Origin of the sequence: Barnesiella sp. An55, assembly GCF_002161555.1 — a bacterium.
GTDB lineage: Bacteria > Bacteroidota > Bacteroidia > Bacteroidales > Barnesiellaceae > Barnesiella > Barnesiella merdipullorum.
The window spans coordinates 70220-88954 of sequence record NZ_NFHZ01000012.1; the positions used below are offsets into that span (position 1 = coordinate 70220).

The window sequence follows — 18735 nt, forward strand, 5'->3', positions numbered from 1 at the left end:
CTGTCTTAGTTGCGGAATACGATTTGATCGTTTTCGGCATCGACCACGATAGGTTTCGACCGATCGACTTTCTGAGCCAGCAGGTCTTTCGACAACTGGTTGAGGATGAGCCGGTGAATAACCCGTTTGACAGGACGTGCACCAAACTCGGGGTCGTAACCTTCGGTAGCGATGAGGCTCAAAGCCTTGGGTGTAATCTCGAGCGTAACACCGTTCTTCTCGAGCATCTTCTTGATGTTGTCGATTTGCAGCGATACAATCTCTTCGATCTCCTTCTTGGTAAGAGGCGTGAACATGATAGTCTCGTCGATACGGTTCAGGAATTCGGGACGTATGGTCTGTTTCAACATCTCCAGAACCTGCTCCTTGGTCTTTTCGATTACCTCGGTGCGGTTGGCATCGGTCATCTTCTCGAAGTTCTCACGAATCAGCGACGAACCCATGTTGGAGGTCATGATGATAATCGTGTTCTTGAAGTTGACCAACCGGCCCTTGTTATCGGTAAGACGACCATCGTCGAGTACCTGCAACAGGATGTTGAAGATATCGGGGTGAGCCTTCTCGATTTCATCGAACAGGACAACCGAGTAGGGTTTCCGACGGATGGCTTCGGTCAACTGGCCGCCCTCTTCGTAACCTACGTATCCGGGAGGCGAACCGATGAGTCGCGTAGCACTGAATTTCTCTTGATATTCACTCATATCGATACGCGTCATCATGTTCTCGTCGTCAAACAGATACTCGGCCAAAGCCTTGGCCAACTCGGTTTTACCTACACCCGTCGTACCCAGGAAGATGAACGACCCGATAGGTTTGCGGGGATCGTTCAAGCCGGCACGGCTCCGACGCACGGCGTCGGCAATGGCGGTGATGGCTTCGTCCTGGCCTACTACCCGTTTGTGCAACTCCTCTTCGAGGTGGAGCAGTTTGTCTTTCTCGCTCTGCATCATCTTGTTCACGGGGATACCCGTCCACCGCGATACGACATCGGCGATATCCTCGGCATCGACCTCCTCTTTGATCATGGCCTTGTCGCCCTGCAACTCGTGCAAGCGTTGTTGCGTGGCTCGTATGTCGTCCTCTTTCTCTTTGATTTTGGCATACCGTATCTCGGCCACTTTGCCATAGTCGCCTTCGCGCTCGGCCTTATCGGCTTCGAAACGCAGGTTCTCGATATCGATCTTGTTCTGCTGGATGCGGTTGACAAGCTCTTTCTCCGATTGCCATTTGGCGCGGAACTTGGTCTCCTCCTCTTTCAAGTCGGCGATCTCCTTGGCCAGCTGTTGCAGCTTCTCGGTATCGTTTTCACGCTTGATGGCTTCGCGCTCGATTTCGAGCTGTTTGATACGCCGCGTGATTTCATCGAGGGCCTCGGGCACCGAGTCCACCTCGATACGCAGTTTGGCAGCGGCCTCATCCATCAGGTCGATGGCCTTATCGGGCAAGAACCGGTCGGTGATGTACCGCTCGGACAACTGTACGGCGGCGATGATGGCATCATCTTTAATCCGTACCTTGTGGTGGTTTTCATACCGTTCCTTCAAACCACGCAGAATCGATATGCTGCTCATCTCGTCGGGCTCATCGACCATAACGATCTGGAACCGACGTTCGAGGGCTTTATCCTTTTCGAAGTATTTCTGGTATTCGTCGAGGGTAGTGGCACCGATAGCTCTCAATTCGCCACGGGCCAGGGCAGGTTTCAAGATGTTGGCGGCATCCATGGCACCGTCGCTCTTGCCGGCACCCACCAAGGTATGAATCTCATCGATGAAGAGGATAATCTCGCCTTCGCTTTGAATCACCTCGTTGACTACCGATTTGAGTCGTTCCTCAAACTCACCTTTGTATTTGGCACCGGCGATAAGGGCACCCATATCGAGCGAGAAGATCTGTTTGCTCTTCAGGTTCTCGGGCACGTCGCCGCGCACGATACGGTGAGCCAACCCTTCGGCGATAGCGGTTTTACCGGTACCCGGTTCACCTATCAGGATAGGGTTGTTTTTGGTACGCCGGCTCAAGATTTGCAGTACACGCCGTATCTCGTCGTCACGTCCGATAACCGGGTCGAGTTTGCCGCTACGGGCACGCTCGGTCAAGTTGATGGCATATTTGCTCAATGCATTATAGGTATCCTCGGCCGAGGCTTCGGTTACTTTCTTACCTTTCCGCAGCTCATCGATAGCAGCTCCCAGCTCCTTCTCGGTAACGCCGGCATCCTTCAAGAACGCCGAAGCCGAGCTTTTTGTCAGGAACAGACCCATAAGCATAGCTTCGAGGGCCACAAACTGGTCGCCCAGTTTTTGAGAATAGTCGATGGCTTTTTGAAGAGCGTCGTTAGCCTCGCGGCTCAAGTAGGGTTCACCCCCACTTACCTTTGGCAACGATTCGATCTCTCGGTCGAGCTGGCTGTTCAACAAACCGGTGTTGACATCCAACTTCTGGAAGAGGTATGAAGTGACGCTTTCGCCCACCTGCAAGATCCCTTTCAGCAGATGCACCGGCTCAATCGATTGCTCGTTGTGGTCGCGGGCAATCTGCACGGCCTTCTGCACGGCCTCCTGCGATTTGATTGTAAAATTGTCAAAGTTCATATGATGTTCTCCTTTCTAATTTCTTTGATGTGTTTACGCCTCTATATAGTCAAAAGAAGTGCCAGATGTAAATATGCGAAATATTGACTGAAAATCAATTGTTTAACATGACAAAAAGTCCATCTTGCCGGGCATACTCGTCGGGCCGATGGCTAATGAGGTCATTTGTAGGCTTTTCGATTTCTGACAAAATGTCGCCTGGCTATCCGCTACAACGCGCACGGTCCCCCGAAAGTTCGCAGACGAGGGCCTGGTCGGGTGGGGATGGAGAGTCGGTGTGGCTATTCCCGGGGTTGTCCCGAAAGAGAGTCGGGGCGGCAGATCGTCGTTGAGTCGGGTAGGGCGAGGGTATCGGTCGTGATAGCCGGGAGTTTCGGCAGCCGTGCGCTCGAGTCGTTTGCCGCAACAGGGGCCTTGGGGGTGAACCGGGGGCGTTCCTTGCCCCAGAGCGGAGCTGTAAACTTCGGCTTCGACGGGGCCACGATGGTGTCGTTGGCCAGCAGGGTAGAGATGAGCACCGGGTTGTCGATGCGACTCACCGGAGCGTTGCGCTTCCGCTCGAGGTTTTGTTTGATCGAGTCGGTCTCCTGTTTGGTAAGCAGGCGGTTGTCGTCGCCGAAGAGGGTCATCAGCACCATCTTGGTGCGCAGAGCCCGCTTCTTGCGTTTCCATTCGCGATAGAGCTCCACGGGGTCGATAATTCCCACATAGGCAATTCCCGCACTTAGCGGTATGGTATTGGGCGCTCCCATCATGAAGTTGTTGACCGGGTCGGGGCGGTCGTCCGAGAGCGGACGCAGCAGGTTGCGGGTCAGGAACATATCTACCATGCGGGCAATCGTCTCGTCGTGCAGGCTGGCAATGCTGTCCTTGGCCGCGTGCAGCAGGATGACGTTGAGCATGAACTCCGACGGATTCTCGGGGAAGAGGGTCGAGGGTTTCATCACCTGGAGCGAAGCCTTCTCGAGATGGTCGTCGAGCCGGCGTTGGATAAATCGGTCGTTGGGGGTAGAGGTAGGAAACTGTTCGGTGCGGGGCCACGACTGTTCGCCACCCTTGATTTCCAACTCCGAGCCGTTGCCCGGTCGCATGGGAGGAGGGGTGGATTGTGCACACACGGTACCGGTGGCGGTCAAGAACAGGCCGCACGCCCAAAGTCGCAGGAGTCTTGTTGTTCGTGGCTTCAGCATAACAGCTACAAATATACCCCCAATTCGGGAAACCACCGGCCGGTTGTCGGGGAATTAATCGTTAATAATATTATAAAAATATTTAGAAAGTCACGTCGAGCCAAGGCGGAAATGGCATTTGTCTTTATATAAAGTGGTGTCCGCTTTGACAAAACCGAAATAAATTTGATTTTGCCCGCGGTGTGCACTATCTTTGTGGCCGAAAATCGAGACCGCACTCGACCCGGCGGCTACACAACCCGGTGGGCTGTGCGGCGAGGGGCTGGCTCTTTTGTTTTCAACCTATAACAACAGACGATGGATTTTGAACTGGTACATACCGATGAGCATAGTTGCGCGCGGGCGGGTGTCATCACCACCGACCACGGCACGATAACGACTCCCATATTCATGCCTGTGGGTACGGTGGCGTCGGTCAAGGCCGTGCATCAGCGCGAACTGCGCGACGATATCAAGGCGCAGATTATTCTGGGCAATACCTACCACTTGTACTTGCGCCCCGGGCTCGACATTTTGCACAAGGCCGGCGGCTTGCACAAGTTCAACGGGTGGGAGCGCCCGATTCTCACCGACAGTGGTGGATTTCAGGTATTCTCGCTTTCGGACCGTCGCAAGCTCACCGAAGAGGGGGCTCACTTCCGCTCGCATATCGACGGGTCGAAACACCTCTTTACGCCCGAGAATGTGGTGGACACGCAGCGCATCATCGGGTCGGATATCATGATGGCGCTCGACGAGTGTACGCCGGGCGACGCCGACTATGACTATGCCAAGAAGTCGCTGGCTCTTACCCGCCGTTGGCTCGACCGGGGGTGGAAACACTTCTGCGAGACCGAGGGCCTGTATGGATACCGGCAGACTTTCTTCCCCATCGTGCAGGGGTGTGTCTATCGCGACTTGCGCACTGAGGCGGCCAAGCATGTGGCCGACCTGGGGGCCGACGGCAATGCTATCGGCGGGTTGGCCGTGGGCGAGCCTACCGAAAAGATGTACGAGATGATCGAGGTGGTCAACGATATTCTGCCCAAGGACAAGCCCCGCTATCTGATGGGGGTGGGTACGCCTGCCAACATCCTGGAGGGTATCGAGCGCGGGGTCGATATGTTTGACTGCGTGATGCCTACCCGAAACGGTCGCAACGGCATGCTCTTTACCCGCAACGGCATCATGAACATGCGCAACAAGAAGTGGGCCGACGATTTTTCGCCCATCGACCCCGAGGGCACCTCGTATGTCGATACCTGTTACAGCAAGGCCTATCTGCGTCACCTCTTCATCAGTGAGGAGATTCTGGCCATGCAGATTGCCTCGATACACAACTTGGCATTTTATGTATGGCTCACTCAGGAGGCTCGTCGCCAAATCCTGGCCGGCACATTCAAACCGTGGAAGGACGAGATGGTGCGCCGGGTGACTACACGGTTGTAAAGCGTCGCAAGATGAAGATACTGAAGAAAATAGATCTCTATATCATCAAGAAGTTTTTGGGAACATACTTCTTTGCGATAGCCCTTATCCTGGCTATCACGATTATGTTCGACATCAACGAGAAGCTCGATTCGTTTCTCAAGGCTCCGCTCTCGGCGACGATATTCGACTATTTCTTCAACTTCCTGCCTTACTTTGCCAACCTTTTCAGTCCGCTGTTCACCTTTATTGCGGTCATCTTCTTTACGTCGAAGCTGGCCGACAACTCCGAGATCATCGCCATGCTCTCGAGTGGCATCAGTTTCAAGCGGCTGTTTGTGCCCTATATGATTTCGGCGGCCATCATCGCCGCCTTGAACCTCTACCTGAGCTGCTATGTGATACCGCCGGCCAACGTGACCCGTATCGAATATACCAATACCTATGTGAAAAACAAGCGGGTGGACTATGCCAGTAACATCCAGTTGCAGGTAGCACCGGGGGTTATTGCCTATATTGCCCGCTACGACAACAGCAACAAGACGGGCTACCGGTTCTCGCTCGAGACGTTTGAAGACAAGGTGCTCAAGTCGCGCCTCACGGCACAAACGATTCATTACGACTCGGCCTATCACTGGCGGGTCAACAACTACATGATACGCAATTTCAACGGCATGCGCGAGGAGTTGACGCGAGGCTCTTCGCTCGACACGATCGTGCCTATCGAACCCTCCGATTTCCTTATATCGCAAAACGACAGCGAGATGATGACTACCCCCGAGCTGCGTCGTTACATTGACCGACAGAAGGAGCGGGGCGTGGCCAATATCAAGAATTTCGAAATCGAGTATGAGCGGCGTTTTGCCATGGCTGCCGCCGCCTTTATTCTCACGGCCATAGGCATGTCGCTCTCTTCGCGCAAGGTGAAGGGGGGCATGGGTATCAACATCGGTATAGGTCTGCTGTTGAGCTTCTCCTACATTCTGTTCTCGACCGTGACCTCGACCTTTGCCGTTTCGGGAGCTACCTCGCCGCTGCTGGCCATGTGGATTCCCAACATCATCTACACCGTCATTGCCGTGGTGCTCTATAAAAAGGCACCCAAGTAAAATTATATCTTATAAACTTTTATAAATAAAAATTGGTATTTATATACGGTTTGTGGAAATAATATATTACTTTTGCGACTTTGATTGGTTAATAAAATCAAATAATGATTCAGGAAGATTTTGAGCAGCGAGTAGTCAAACTGCAAGGTGCTCTATTGGGTTTTGCCAAAAGTCTCACCCGCGATGACGACGAGGCAAAGGATCTGTTGCAAGAGACCTCTTTGAAAGCCCTGGTAAGCAAGGAGCTTTATCACGATACGGGAAGTATAAAGAGCTGGTTGTGCACCATCATGTTCAATCTGTTCTTGAATTGCCGTCGTCGCGATTTACATCAGCAGGCGATGATTGCCGATTTCAAAATGACCGACGAGGCGAGTGAAATCGAAGAGGAGAACACCTTCTCGACTACCGATATCCAGCAAATCATGAATCTGTTACCCGCCAAGAGCCGTACCCTCTTTGCCCTCTATCTGCAGGGATTCCACTACGACGAGATTGCCCGGCGCATGGATATGCCGGTGGGTACGGTCAAGGTGCAGATATTTCGCATCAAACGCAAGTTGAGGTCATGCCGGCAGCAGATTGTGTGACGGTTTCCTCTCCGTGGCTTTGGCCGGGTTTGTTGCTATAAAGTCATGGATACGACAATATAAAATAGGCCTGCATCTCTTCACAGGGATGCAGGCCTTTTCGTTTATTTAAATCAGGGAGTTCTAAAAGTCGAGTGTTACATGCCCGAGCCGCCCATGCCGCCCATGCCGCCGGCTGCGCCGCTACCGGAACCACTGCCTCCGCTCTTGAGGTCGTCGTTGTTGATACTGCGGTGGGCCTTCTTCACCGAGTTTTTCATCTGGCCGAACGAGTAGGTTATACCCAGCCGCACATACTGGCAGGGGTTGTAGTTGTAGTTGTCGATGCGGTAATCGTCGTTCTTGATGTGCATGACAAACTTGCGCTCTTTCGAGAAGGGGTCGCTGGCCGAGAGGTTTATCTGCAACCGCTTGTTGAAGAACGACTGGCTCACACTGAAGCCGCAGAAGGCAAAGGGTGCCGTGGTTCCCACCAGCATGCGGAATCCCGAGTAGTAACCCACGTTGGCACTGATGGCACCGTCTTTCCAGGCATTCCAGCGGGCACCCAGAAAACCGTTGTAGTCCCACCCCTTGTTGGAGTAACCGGCCCGGGTCGAGCTGTAGTCGCCATATCCGCCCGAGAGGTTGGTATAGAGGTTGAGCGTGGGCAGTACGTTGCCCGAGAAGAAGACGTTCAGTTTGCACTCGCGGGCCCGGCCTATGTTGTCGTAGGTAATGTTGGCTATACCGTTTTCGTCCATGAAGATGGTCTGCTCGATACCGTTGTTCTGTATGCGGCCGTTCAGCTCGGTGGCCAGGCTCATGCCCGTGGCGGTAAAGAGGGTATATCCCAGCGAGAAGGTGTGCGAAATCTCGGAGTCGAGGTTGGGGTTACCATAGCTCACCTGCATGGGCGAGGAGGTATCCTTGAAGGGGTTGAGTTGCCAGATGCCCGGGCGGCTGAGCCGCTGCGTGTAGGAGAGCTTGAAGGTCTGCATCTCGCGCGGTTGCCACGAGAGGGTCACATAGGGCACCACGTTGAAGAAGTCGTTGTCGAATCGAGTCTCTTGTGTACCTCCCTCGGTGTTGTGGTTGGTGGTGCGGCCGTCGTTCCAGGTCGATTCGAGCCGGGCACCTACCTTGCCGCTCCACTTCTTTATCTTCAGCACATAGCCGGCATAGAGGCCCAGGATATGCTGCGTGTAGTCGAGGTCGTTGACCGGCAGCAGCACGTCGTTCCAGGTATCGGTAGGCTCGTCCCACAGGCTTTGGGTGCGGTTGCCGTCGCTCACGTTGCAGCGCATGATGTATTTGGCACCGGCTTCGATCTGGTGCATCTCGGTGAGGGGGTCGAAGTAGTCGATCTGCACGGTCTGTTCGGTACCGTGAGCCTTGTTCTTGCTGCGTTCGATGTAGCTGTTCCAGTTGATGAGACCGTTGCTCTCGGTCGTGTAGTCCGAGTTGTTGGGGTTGTATTCAAACTGGTACGAAGCCGTGAGTGTGCGGTCTTTCTTGGCAAACGAGCGCTGGTAGTCGAGCGTTCCCGATATCGAGCCATAGTCGCTGCTCGAGTGGGTGAGCGACTGGTATTGGCTGCTGATGTCGTTGGCTCGGTTGTAGGAGGTGTAGTCGAGATTGGAGTTGGACTTGTTGTTGCCCAGCCAGCCGAAGGCTGAGAAGCTGATGAGGTTGAGGGTGTCGATTTCGTAGCTGGCCTCGATCGAGAGGTTGTGGCCGAGCCCTTCGAATCGCGACTTGCCGTAAACGGCCGAGTGGTTGAACTCGTCGCTGCCGTAGGTCTCGGAGAAGGTCTTCGAGTGACCTCCGTGGCCGTTGGTGTAGCGGCTGCCCGAGTAGCGGCCCGAGAAGGCGAACTTGCCAATCTGCGAGGAGAGGTAGATGTTGCCGCCGAATCCGCCTCGGTTGTCGGCGTTGGCCCCCACGCTGCCCACTACACCGTTGGTGTCGCGACGGGTCACGGTGACGATATTGATGATACCGCCCACGCCCTCGGCCTCGTATTTCGACGAGGGGTTGGTGATGACTTCGATATTCTTGATCGAGCTGGCCGGCATGCTCTTGAGCACCTCCTTGAGGTTGTCGCCCGACATGATGGCCGAGCTCTTGCCGTTGAGCAGCACCTTGTAGTTGCTCTGTCCGTTGAGGCGGATGTTCTCCTCGGCATCGACGGTAATCATGGGCACCTTGCGCAGCATGTCGAGAGCATTGTTGCTCGTGGCCTCGGGATCGGCCTCCATGTCATAGGTTATCTTGTCGATGTCGCTCTTGATGAGGGGGCGTTGGGCCACGACGGTCACCTCCGAGAGTTCTGTTCCCTCGGTGAGGGTGAGGTTGCCCAGATTTTTGGTGCGCTCGCCCGGTTCTATCGACACCTCTACGCGGTTGGTCGCATAGCCTACCGACGAGATGACCAGCGTATAGCGGTTGCCGGCGGCAGCCGTAGCGGTGAAGTTTCCGTCCACGTCAGAGGCCACGCGGGTCAATACCTTGCCGTCGCTGTTTTCCACCCCCACGGTTACGAAGGGGATGGCTTCGCCACTGATCGAGTCGGTCACGGTGCCGCTTATCTTGCAATCGGCCGCAGCGGCGTGGGCCATAGTGAATACCGAGAATAACATTCCCAGCAGAATACCCAATTTGAAAACTCGTTTCATCTGTTATTAGTCAATTAAAGTGCGTGATGAATTGGTTGGTCTGTTCTTATTTTTTCTCTTTTTTGTCGGCTTTGTCGTCGGAGGAGTATTTCACGCCGATGCCGAAACTCACGGTGTCGATACTGTCGTTACCAATCGACTTCGACAGGTTGAACTCTATGAGATCGGTAGATCCGGTCACCCCGATGTTGTTGCCCTCGAGCGCCAGGGTATTGAGCGCCTTGGGGAGGAAGGCGGTGCCTATGTTGTTGTTCGAGAGGCTCAACGAACATGTATTGTTGAGGTATGCAAATAGTGTGCCGATATTGCATTGCTGGCAGGTGGTTCCACTGTGGCCTATGCTGTCCTGCATGACGAGCATACCCACGTTCGATTCCCGCACGACCACGTCGCCTTGCGATTGGACGATGAGTTTATCGAAGTTGCCCTCCGAGAAATAGAGCGTGACGTTGGGGTTGTGGTTCTCGACGATGAGTCGGGTGTTGTGGTCGTAGTCGAGAGTCTGTTTGCCAAACCACGACTGAGGTATCGAGTCGTTGGAGTCATCGGCCGCCGGCTGTTCCAGCCACTGGTCGGTGATATGCAGGGTGTCGCCCGTGTAGTTTTCGCCGTTGGCGAAGACGATACCCTGCCGGGAATCTTTCTTGTCGCGGGTCGAGATGAAGATGCAGGAATATACCGAGTCGTTGTCGGTATCGTCGATAACGAGGTAACGCACGGGGGCGTTGTAATTTTCATTATAATCCAGCAACTCTTTCAGACTCTTCAATTTCGTTTCGGGCGAGAGGTTGCTGATGATTTTGATGGCGATGATGGGAGTGAATATCATCACGGCCAGAACGATTAACAGGACTATGGTCGAGCGTTTCATGATTCTTGGTTTGAGGGGTTTGACGTGAGGTTATTGATAAATTCCCGGTACATGGAGTCAATTTCGTCCATGGGGATGTGCAGGGTATAAAGCTGCATGAAGAAGCGAGGCAGTTCGGTCTTGAGGAATTCGTTTCGCCGATACTCTTTGATTTTGTGTTTGGCATCGGGCGAGACAAAGAAGCCGATTCCCCGTTTGTTGAAGATGATACCCTGAGTCTGCAAAAATTCATAGGAACGCATCACCGTGTTGGCGTTTACCTCCACGAGGGCCGCGTATTCGCGCACCGAGGGTATGCGGGCCCCAATGGCATAGTGGCCCAGCAGTATCTCGTCGCTGATGCGTTCGGCGATTTGCAGGTAGATGGTCTGGTTCTCTTTGAATTGCATACTTATCGTTTGGTTTCGTTTATTTCGAGTTCTTTCATGCGCATGTAGCCGATGTATCCGAACAGCAGATATTCTACGGCGCTGATGCCATTGAGTATCCACACGAGGTCGTTGTTGTTGAAGCTGTCTAAGTAGTTCCCTACGACCAGAAAGGTAAACAACGACTCCAATTCCTCTTTATCCAGCAGGGTGGTATAGAATACGATGACGATGATGCCCAGCAGAAAGCAGGCAGCAATGGTCTTGAGAAAACTGTTTTTCTGCCACAGCGTAGCTCCCAGCGTGAAGGTAACGATAATGTTGATCGTGTAGTTCACCAGGAACGAGGTGCTGTACATGTTGTTGTTCCAGAAGGTGAGCAAGCCTTGCAGCGGCGTGCCCGGGTTGAAGGCTTCGCCGCGTATCATCGACGAGGCTACCTCCGAGACATACTGGGCCACCAGGATGGCTGCGAAGAAGAGGATAGGGTAGAGCACGATGGTCCACAGCAGGTGGGCGATATACTTCTCGGCGGTCGAGGCGGGCACCACCAGGTAGAGCACCCGTTTGGAGCGGCGGCCTATCTGGTCGGCCAGGCTCGAGGCGCTCTTGGCGATATAGACAAAAAAGCCGAGCCAGATAATAATTTGTATCCCGGTCGAGGCGATGGAGGGAGTCAGTCCCTTTTCGTCGGTCGAGTGGAAGAGAAACATCAAGAGGGTGTAGATGCCGGCCAGCGAGAAGAACTGGAGCAAGAGTCCCCGTTTCCACTCGTGTATCTGCTTGGAGCAGTAGCGGCCGAAACGTTTCAAGTTGAATAAGTTGGAGGCCGTCGGGCGTGCGGCTACCGAGGCGGTTGCCTCTTGTGCGTTGGGGGTTATATCATATTCGTTCATGATTGGTTCATTTTACAGGGTTGGCAAATATACGTTCGATCTCCGCCGGTTTTTCGATGGCGTAGTTGAAGAGCATCTCGATGTCGAGCGGCGACTCCTCGCCCGTGGGGTTGGGCAGGATGGCACTGTATCCAGCAATGGTCGAGACCGAGTAGAGCGCCCCCTCGACGTCGGCTTCGCTGGCCCCCTTGACGAATCGCAGGTGCGAGGTGATGTCGGCCGTGTCGCGGTCGAGCAGCAGGCGACCGCCCTCGAGAATGTCGATGCGGTCGATCATGTTTTCGAGGTCGCGCACCTGGTGAGTCGAGATGACAATGCTCTTCTGCTCGTTCATACCCGAGGCAATAACCTTGCGGAACTGGCTCTTCGAGGGGATGTCCATGCCGTTGGTAGGCTCGTCCATGAGCAGCAGCGGGGTGTTGGTGGCCAGGGCGAAGCTCACCAGATATTTCTTTTTCTGACCCATCGAAGTCTTGGCCAGGTTCTTGACATTCTCCAGTTCGAAGTCGGCCAGGTATCGGTCGAACTGCTCGCGGTCGAAGTGGGGATAGAAGACGCTGTTGCGGCGCACATAGGCATCGACCGAGATCGCGGGGAGGTCAAACTCCTCGGGCACGAGGAATATCTTCTCGAGTGTCTCGGGATAGCGGTGCCGCACCTCCACGCCGTCGAGCGTGACGTGGCCCTTGTGGGGAAACATCAGTCCGCACATCATATAGAGCAGGGTCGATTTACCGATTCCGTTTTTACCCAGCAGGCCGTAAACCGAACCCGGTTGTATCGTCAGGCTTATGCCGTTGAAGATGGGGGTCTTCTTTTTGTGGTAACTAAATTCAAGATTCTCAATCTGTAACATAATATCTCGGATTAGAATTGTTTTACTGTTTTTGTGTATTAGTTTAATAGTACACTGCAAATGTAAGCAATGATTTTAAAATAGCAACAAAAAAACTTATTTTTTTTCAGTCGATTTGCAAAAGCCAGTTAGGATTTGTACTTTTACCCAATCAATAAACTCCCAAAAAAAGAAAGTTATGAGTGAGAATGAGGATTTGTTTACCTACGACGAAGACGACGCCGTAAAATATATATTGAATGTATTGCCCCAGGAATTGAAAGAGAAATACAGCCACGACGATATTGTCTATATTACCGATGTGGTATATGACTACTACGAGCAAAAGGGCCTCTTCAACGAAGATGCCGGCGACGAGGTAGAGCTCGACGAGGACGATATCATCGACTATGCCCGCAAGTGTGCCCACAAAGACGGCATGAAGATCGACGACGAGGATATGCCGTTCCTGGTACGGGGCGAGTTGGATTATGAAGAGTCGCTGGGTGTTTTCTGAGGAGGGGTGTGATGAACAGAAAAACAGGATTTGCCATACTGCTGGGTGTAGCGGCACTTCTCCCCGCCGAGGTAGCCTCGCAGAATATTTTCCAGAAAGCGGGCAACACGATATCGTCGTGGTTCTCGCCGAAAGAGAAACCGAGCGAGGAGGTCGTTGTCGAGCACACCGACCTGACGAAACTGACTCTCGACGAGAATATTTCGATACCCGAGATTGACAAGGATGCCCGCAAGATACGCACAGCGCAGTCGCGCGAAATGCGCCGCCTGCAACGGGCCCGTCTCACCGATTTGAAGTTGATACGCGACTACGAGGTGATCAAGGCCACGTTGTCGGCTTCGAATCTCTTCTTGCCCAACGACACGGTGTTGAGCGAAAAGGCCGATATCTTTCTGCGTCCCTTCCTGGTCGATTTGCGCATCCCCGACTACTACCATGTGATGCTGGTCATGCATAGCGACAATACCGGTTCCGAGTCGTACTGCCTCGACCTCACCCGGGCTCGGGTACAGGCCGTGCGCGACTGGTTTGCCCGTAATGGGGGAAATACCGACTATATGGTTGTGTATGAGGCCGGCGCCTTTGCTCCCATCGCTTCGAACGAAACCATGGAGGGGCGTGCCAAGAACCGCAGGCTCGACATCTATCTGATACCAGGCGAGAAGATGATCGACATGGCCCGTCGGGGGCAACTCGACAAGCGATAGTCGCGAGCGGGCATGACCCGGGAGTTGGCTCGGCAAACGGGTGGACTCGGTTGCTCTTTTGTCCTATTCAGGGGGGGAGAGGTGAGGTGACTACGCCCTTGTGACTCGAACCGGCCTGCTCCTCTTTACACCTATTTTTTACTGTTATTGGATAAGCCAGGAGGCGCCCCGGAATAGTCAAAACCCGAAAAACTCTGTTTTTCTTTTGACTCTCCGCTCACCTTTCACTATCTTTGCAAATCCTTTGCATCGGGCAGGGGACTACTGTTTTCATGTCAATAATAAAAACCGCATAAATAATGGCAAAAGAGTTGAAAGAATTGACCAAGCGTGCCGATAACTATTCGCAATGGTACAACGACTTGGTGGTAAAAGCCGACCTGGCAGAACAGTCGGCCGTGCGGGGCTGTATGGTAATCAAGCCCTATGGATATGCAATTTGGGAAAAGATGCAACGTCAGCTCGACGATATGTTCAAAGCAACGGGGCATGTGAATGCCTACTTCCCGCTGCTGATTCCGAAATCGTTTTTAAGCCGTGAGGCCGAGCACGTCGAAGGCTTTGCCAAAGAGTGTGCCGTGGTGACTCACTACCGGTTGAAAACCAACCCCGACGGCACGGGCGTAGTGGTCGATCCGGCTGCCAAACTCGAGGAGGAGCTTATTATTCGTCCTACCTCCGAGACCATTATCTGGAACACCTATAAAAACTGGATTCACTCCTACCGCGACCTGCCCATCCTCTGCAACCAGTGGGCCAACGTATTCCGCTGGGAGATGCGCACCCGCCTCTTCCTGCGTACGGCCGAGTTCTTGTGGCAAGAGGGGCACACGGCCCACGCTACCCGCGAGGAGGCCGAGGCCGAAGCTCGCCGCATGCTCGAGGTCTATGCCGACTTTGCCGAGAACTTCATGGCCGTGCCGGTAATCAAGGGAGTGAAATCGGCCAACGAGCGTTTTGCCGGTGCTCTCGATACCTATACCATCGAGGCCATGATGCAGGACGGAAAGGCCTTGCAATCGGGCACGTCGCACTTCCTGGGACAGAACTTCGCCAAGGCTTTCGATGTGCAATTCATCAACAAGAACAACGAGCTCGAGTATGTGTGGGCTACCTCGTGGGGAGTATCTACCCGCTTGATGGGTGCCCTCATCATGACCCACAGTGACGACAACGGTCTGGTGTTGCCGCCCAAGTTGGCCCCCATCCAAGTGGTGATTATTCCTATCTACAAGAATGCCGAGCAGTTGCACGCCATCGACGTGAAGGCCGACGAGATTGCCGGCAAGTTGCGTGCCCTGGGTATCTCGGTGAAATATGACAACGCCGACAACAAACGTCCGGGCTTCAAGTTTGCCGATTACGAGCTGAAGGGAGTACCCGTGCGTCTGGTCATGGGAGCCCGCGATCTCGAGAACGGTACCGTCGAAATCATGCGTCGCGATACGCTCGAGAAAGAGACGATTCCCGTCGATAACATCGAGCAGGTAGTGAAAGGTTTGCTCGACGAGATTCAGGCCAATATCTTCCAGAAGGCCCTCAAGTTCCGCCAGGAGCACACGATTACGGTCGATACCTACGACGAGTTCAAAGAGAAGATCGAAGAGGGTGGCTTTATCCTGGCTCACTGGGACGGCACGACCGAGACCGAGGAGCGCATCAAGGAGGAGACCAAGGCTACGATTCGCTGTATCCCGTTCGATGGCGATACCACGCCGGGCGTGTGCATGGTTACCGGCAAGCCGTCGGCTCGCCGTGTGCTCTTTGCCCGTTCCTATTGATGGCGTAAGCGAAACGACTTATATCGGGGGCGGTATCGAATCATTCGATACCGCCCTCTTTTGTTTGGTCTCCTTCAGAGAAGCGGGTCGGTTTGGTCCGACGCAGAGCCACCCTCATGGACGGGTATGCGCGGGTGTGGTTACAGAGCGATAGGGGTGTGTTGGACGGGGTGTTGCAAATTTTGAGGTCGGTATCGCTCCCCGTCTTTCCGAGGCGCAGCCCGGTTCCACTCGAGTGTCACTCCTTCGCGGGTGAAGTGTATGGTGAGCACCCCGTTCTCGGCGAGGATGGCCTTTACCCCTTCGTCTATGGGCTTGTGTTCGGCATCATACCAGATGACATTGAAGAGGTTGGATAGGCCCGTGGGACGAAGCGCTGCCTTTACCATGCCCGTTTGCCATTGGTCGGACAACCGTTGTGCGCCGCTCTCGTAGATGAGCAGATAGCCGTTCCCGTTGGTCACCATGGCCAGGTGGTAATTCCCGCCCAGGCGAATATTGTAGTTGGTCGATGAGGCTTGCAGAAATTCATAGGTACCCTCGATGGGGTTGACGCTGTGACGCAGGTGCTCGTTCAACTCCTCGGCCGTCCAGAGAATCTGATTTTCGAGATATTCGTGCGGGGAGATCGACCAGTTTTTCATCTTCACACAGGCGCCTCGGCCCACATAAATGCCCGCCTGGTCGCCGAAGAGGCGGTCGTCGTGGCAGAACCCCAGGCGGCACTCCCGTTCCCGGCCCAGGAAAATATCGAATCCGCCCCGGGCCGGGACGATGTGCAGGCGGTTATAGCCGGTCTCGGGGTGAATCGCGGTTGAGCTTACCCGCCTCCATCGAACGTGAAATGTCGTGTCGCCTCGGGCTACGGTGAAGAGGGTATATTGCAGTTCGGGCGTCTGGTATCCGTAGAAGTCGTCGTCGCCGGCCCGTAGCAGTAAGGCGTGGTAGTTTTGCCGGTCGCGATATCCCCATACCACTCCCCACACCGGTTTCTTCACATATCCGGCTCGTGAGGTTTTCCCGGAGGAGTCGGTGCGATACACGGCATATCGTTTGCCAGACCGGTTGTGTTGGTTGGCCACATCGAGGGTAATGGCCGGACGGGCACCTTCGCCCGGAGCGATTCCGGTCGAGACAACATTTACCGCGCCGCTGTCGGCACAAAGGTTGCAGTCGGTCAGTATCCCGTCTTGAAATTCACTCTGTCGCAGAGCTGTTTTTCCGATGTACCACGGCAGGGACATACACGGGAAGATACAAAATAGAGCAACCAGAATTATGAGGAGGAGGCGTATATTCATGCTCTTGTCGTTTGGGGAGGCTGATTGGCCCTCCCGGTCACACTTCAAAGATAAGCCAAATTGCTGGATGGACAAAGGGAAACGGCGGCTTTTGAGTGATATTCCCGGTGGAGGAGCTGTTTGCGTACAAAAGTCGGGGCCGAATACCCATGTCGTGAAGGGTTGGACGAAGCAACGATGCGGTTGGGATAACGGCATGAACCGAGAAAGGCCGATACCCATGACGGGTATCGGCCTTTCTCGATTTGGAGAGTTGGGTCGATTATGATTGGGAGGAGGTAGAGTCTTTCGGACCCGAGCTCTTGCTGGGCGTCGGTTGCGTAGCCTGGGGCTTGGCCGGTTGTACCTGGGTGGGAGACTCTTCCCAGTGGAAGGGTTCGAACTGGCTATCCTTGTTGGCCCAACTGGGTTTGCGCGAGGCGTAGATGATGAAGGGGGCAATCACCACGACGAGGGTGCCGATGATAAGTACCGAGAACCACACGGCATTGCTGCCCACCGATATCTGGCTGGGCGGGATGAAACTCAGTACGAAGGCCAGCAGGGAGCCCAAAAATCCGAGCCCGCCGATAAACCACATCATGCAGTTGCCTTTGCCGCCGATGCGGAAGGGGCGGTTGCTCTTCTTCATGTTGTATCGCAAATAAATAGCGGCCGAGAACATGAGCATGTACATGATGAGGTAGAGCACGACCGTGAGTTGCGACATGATTTGGTAGAAACTTTGTACCGAGGGCATGACCACAAAGAGCAGGCTCAACAGTGTGACGGCAGCTCCTTGCAGGTAGAGGATGTTTTTCTGTACCCCTATCTTGTTGGTCTTTTGGAAGAAGGGGGGCAGATATCCGGCGCGTCCCACGGCAAAGATACCTTTTGAGGGACCGGCCACCCAGGTGAGCACACCGGCCAGTACACCGAAGGCGAGAGCGATGGCAATCACCGGCGAAAGCCACGAGGCCTTGATAAAGTTGAAGTAGTTGTCAAATCCCACCAGCAGGCTCTGGGTGAGGTTGATATCCTTCTGCGGGATGATGATACCCAGGGCAAAGGTGCCCAGTACAAAGATGAGTACCGTGATGGCCGAGCCGATGAATACCGCCTTGGGGTAGTTTTTCGAGGGGTTGTTGATATCCTTCACATGGATACCGCCCATCTCCATACCGGCGTAGAAGAGGAAGATACTGGCTGCCAGCACGAGGTTGTCGAAGTTGGAGAAGTCGGGCAGGAAGCTTCCCGAGAAGTCCATTTGCGACTTTCCACCCATAGCCAGATAGACGATGGCCAGGACGACCAGCAGGCCCGCCGGGATGATGGTTCCCACCAGACCGCCTATCTTGGCCACCTTGCCTACCCAATCGAGCCCTTTCAACGAGATGAAGGTGGCCAGCCAGTAGATAAACAAGACCACGGCCAGGGTGTAGAAGCGGTTCGAAGCCAGCAGCATGTCGCCCGTGTGGTCCATGCCGATAAAGGCGATGGCCACGGCGCCGAAGGTCAGTACCGTGGGATACCAGATGGTACTCTCGATCCATTGCAGCCAAATGGCCAGGAAGCCGGCCTTTTTGCCGAAGGCTTCGCCTACCCAGCGGAACACACCGCCCTGCTTGTCCTGAAACATGGCGGCCAGTTCGGCGGCTACCAGGGCCGTGGGGATGAGGAATACCAGGGCCGCAAATAGATAATAGAAGGCCGAACTTACCCCATACTCGGCCTCGGCCGGCAGTCCCCTGAGGGAGACGACCGCCGTTACATTCATGATGGCGAGCGTAAATACGCCCAGTTTTACAGATTTCCCGATGTTTGCCATATACGTTTTGAATTAAGTTAATCGCGTGGGAGCAGCCACATTCATGCAGATAAACAAACATCGGGCGCTTGTTGTTTTACCGGCATGAATTTATAAAGAAAG

15 protein-coding genes are annotated in these 18735 nt (G+C 54.2%); 6 read left to right on the plus strand and 9 right to left on the minus strand.

Annotated features, from left to right (window positions below):
• Positions 1-5 precede the first annotated feature (5 nt).
• Positions 6-2594 (minus strand): ATP-dependent chaperone ClpB, encoded by a 2589-nt coding sequence (gene clpB, locus B5G10_RS08480; RefSeq protein ID WP_087424307.1) that lies wholly within the window; start codon positions 2592-2594, stop codon positions 6-8.
• A gap of 281 nt (positions 2595-2875) precedes the next feature.
• Positions 2876-3784: a hypothetical protein gene (locus B5G10_RS08485; RefSeq protein WP_143241102.1), complete on the minus strand. Its 909-nt coding sequence runs from the start codon at positions 3782-3784 to the stop codon at positions 2876-2878.
• A gap of 297 nt (positions 3785-4081) precedes the next feature.
• Between B5G10_RS08485 and tgt the strand changes: the two genes are divergently transcribed.
• From tgt to B5G10_RS08500, 3 genes are all read left to right on the plus strand, one after another.
• Positions 4082-5212 (plus strand): tRNA guanosine(34) transglycosylase Tgt, encoded by a 1131-nt coding sequence (gene tgt, locus B5G10_RS08490; RefSeq protein WP_087424309.1) that lies wholly within the window; start codon positions 4082-4084, stop codon positions 5210-5212.
• An 11-nt stretch (positions 5213-5223) separates the two neighbouring features.
• Positions 5224-6300: an LptF/LptG family permease gene (locus B5G10_RS08495; RefSeq protein WP_087424310.1), complete on the plus strand. Its 1077-nt coding sequence runs from the start codon at positions 5224-5226 to the stop codon at positions 6298-6300.
• 104 nt (positions 6301-6404) lie between these two features.
• A complete protein-coding gene (locus B5G10_RS08500) occupies positions 6405-6890 on the plus strand; it encodes an RNA polymerase sigma factor (protein WP_087424311.1) in 486 nt (161 codons plus the stop codon).
• A 137-nt stretch (positions 6891-7027) separates the two neighbouring features.
• Here the strand turns inward: B5G10_RS08500 and B5G10_RS08505 are convergent, their stop codons facing one another.
• The 5 genes from B5G10_RS08505 to B5G10_RS08525 are packed head-to-tail and all read right to left on the minus strand — an operon-like array spanning position 7028 to position 12538.
• Positions 7028-9547, minus strand: a complete 2520-nt coding sequence (locus tag B5G10_RS08505; RefSeq protein ID WP_087424312.1) for an outer membrane beta-barrel family protein — start codon at positions 9545-9547, stop codon at positions 7028-7030.
• A gap of 46 nt (positions 9548-9593) precedes the next feature.
• The gene (locus B5G10_RS08510; protein WP_087424313.1) at positions 9594-10418 is read right to left on the minus strand and encodes a hypothetical protein; all 825 of its coding nucleotides are present in this window, start codon (positions 10416-10418) and stop codon (positions 9594-9596) included.
• On the minus strand, positions 10415-10807 hold the full coding sequence (locus B5G10_RS08515; RefSeq protein WP_087424314.1) for a GntR family transcriptional regulator: 393 nt from the start codon (positions 10805-10807) through the stop codon (positions 10415-10417). Before B5G10_RS08515 ends, B5G10_RS08510 begins: the two co-directional genes overlap by 4 nt.
• Positions 10808-10809: 2 nt before the next feature.
• Positions 10810-11682: a hypothetical protein gene (locus B5G10_RS08520; protein ID WP_087424315.1), complete on the minus strand. Its 873-nt coding sequence runs from the start codon at positions 11680-11682 to the stop codon at positions 10810-10812.
• Between the two features lie 7 nt (positions 11683-11689).
• Positions 11690-12538 carry an ABC transporter ATP-binding protein gene (locus B5G10_RS08525; protein ID WP_087424316.1) on the minus strand — a complete coding sequence of 283 codons (849 nt, stop codon included), beginning with the start codon at positions 12536-12538 and terminating at the stop codon, positions 11690-11692.
• Positions 12539-12716: 178 nt separating this feature from the next.
• On the opposite strand from B5G10_RS08525, the gene B5G10_RS08530 reads away from it, so the two are divergent.
• The 3 genes from B5G10_RS08530 to proS all read left to right on the plus strand — a co-directional run bounded on the left by B5G10_RS08530 (position 12717) and on the right by proS (position 15525).
• Positions 12717-13034 (plus strand): hypothetical protein, encoded by a 318-nt coding sequence (locus B5G10_RS08530; RefSeq protein ID WP_087424317.1) that lies wholly within the window; start codon positions 12717-12719, stop codon positions 13032-13034.
• A gap of 11 nt (positions 13035-13045) precedes the next feature.
• On the plus strand, positions 13046-13744 hold the full coding sequence (locus B5G10_RS08535; protein WP_087424318.1) for an OmpA family protein: 699 nt from the start codon (positions 13046-13048) through the stop codon (positions 13742-13744).
• Between the two features lie 299 nt (positions 13745-14043).
• A complete protein-coding gene (proS, locus tag B5G10_RS08540) occupies positions 14044-15525 on the plus strand; it encodes a proline--tRNA ligase (RefSeq protein ID WP_087424319.1) in 1482 nt (493 codons plus the stop codon).
• A gap of 140 nt (positions 15526-15665) precedes the next feature.
• On the opposite strand, the gene B5G10_RS08545 is transcribed toward proS, so the two are convergent.
• Entirely contained in the window at positions 15666-16826 is a 1161-nt protein-coding gene (locus B5G10_RS08545; protein WP_087424320.1) for a hypothetical protein, read from the minus strand.
• A 262-nt stretch (positions 16827-17088) separates the two neighbouring features.
• The gene (gene gadC / locus B5G10_RS08555) at positions 17089-18633 is read right to left on the minus strand and encodes a putative glutamine/gamma-aminobutyrate antiporter GadC (protein ID WP_241147743.1); all 1545 of its coding nucleotides are present in this window, start codon (positions 18631-18633) and stop codon (positions 17089-17091) included.
• Positions 18634-18735: the final 102 nt, after the last annotated feature.